The following is a 1401-nucleotide window of genomic DNA, read 5'->3' as shown; positions in this document are numbered from 1 at the left end:
TCGAGCCGGGCCTCGGCCTCGAGGTCGGCGCGGAAGGCCTCGTAGCGGGCCAGGTGGGCCGGCCGGCGGCGCAGCAGGGCCCAGGCCCCGGCCAGCACGGCGAACCACACCGGGGTGACCAGCAGCGCGGCCAGGGTGTCGGGCTGGGTGGTCAGGGTCCAGAGCACGAAGCCGAAGAAGCCGAACACGACCCAGACCATCGCCCGGCCCCCGGGCATCTTGAACGCCGAGGCCTGGTGCAGCCGTCCACGGCGCCGGCGGTAGGCCAGGTAGCTGGCCAGGATGATCGACCAGACGAACATGAAGCACACCGCCGAGACCGTGGTGACCATGTCGAAGGCCTTGCCCACGTTCTCCCCCGCGTAGAGCAGCACCACCCCGGAGAGCAGCAGCACGCAGGTGAGGAACAGGGCGTTGCGCGGCACCTTGCGCGAGGACAGCCGGCCGAAGACCGCCGGCGCGTCGCCCTCCTGGGCCAGGCCGAAGACCATCCGCGAGGTCGAGTAGATCCCCGAGTTCGCACTGGACATCGCCGAGGTGAGCACCACCAGGTTCACCACGGTCGCCGCGATGCCCAGCCCGGCCAGCGAGAACGTGGCGATGAACGGGCTGTGCCCGGCCTGGAACTGGGTCCACGGGGTCACCGACATCAGGACCACCAGCGCGCCGACGTAGAACAGCAGCACCCGGACCGGGATCGAATTGATCGCCCGCGGCAGGTTCTTCTCCGGGTCCTTCGCCTCGGCCGCGGTGGTGCCCACCAGCTCGATGCCCACGAACGCGAACACCGCGATCTGGAACCCGGCCACAAAGCCCATGAACTCGTTCGGGAAGAACCCGCCGTGGCTCCACAGGTTGGAGAACGCCGCCGGACCGGCCTCGGAGGTGAACCCGGTGAAGATCATGACCAGACCGGTGGCGATCAGCGCCACGATCGCCACGATCTTGATCAGCGCGAACCAGAACTCCGTCTCGCCGAACGCCCGCACCGTGGGCAGGTTCAGCGCCAGCAGGATCCCGATCGTGACCAGCCCCGGGATCCACAGCGGGATTCCCGGCACCAGCTCATTGGCATACCCGGCAATCGCGATCACGTCCGCGATCCCGGTCACCACCCAGCAGAACCAGTACGTCCAGCCGGTAAAGAACCCCGCCCACGGGCCCAGCAGGTCCGCGGCGAAATCACTGAACGACTTGTAATGCAGGTTGCTCAGCAGCAGCTCGCCCATCGCCCGCATGACGAAGAACAGCATAAAACCGATGATCATGTACACAAAGATCACCGACGGCCCGGCCACCGAGATCGTCTTGCCCGACCCCATGAACAGGCCGGTACCAATAGCCCCGCCAATCGCAATCAACTGGATATGACGGTTCGACAACTGCCGGGCCAGATGCGGC

The 1401-nt window shown here is 67.0% G+C and carries 1 protein-coding gene; it reads right to left on the bottom strand.

The genetic code is table 11. The features are described 5' to 3' along the window. Positions 1 to 1401 (bottom strand): amino acid permease (locus LVY72_RS24045; RefSeq protein ID WP_237827465.1); only part of this gene is annotated, 1401 nt, incomplete at both ends.

Source organism: Arthrobacter hankyongi (assembly GCF_022012395.1).
Lineage (GTDB): Bacteria > Actinomycetota > Actinomycetes > Actinomycetales > Micrococcaceae > Crystallibacter > Crystallibacter hankyongi.
This window is presented reverse-complemented; position numbering and strand designations above follow the sequence as displayed.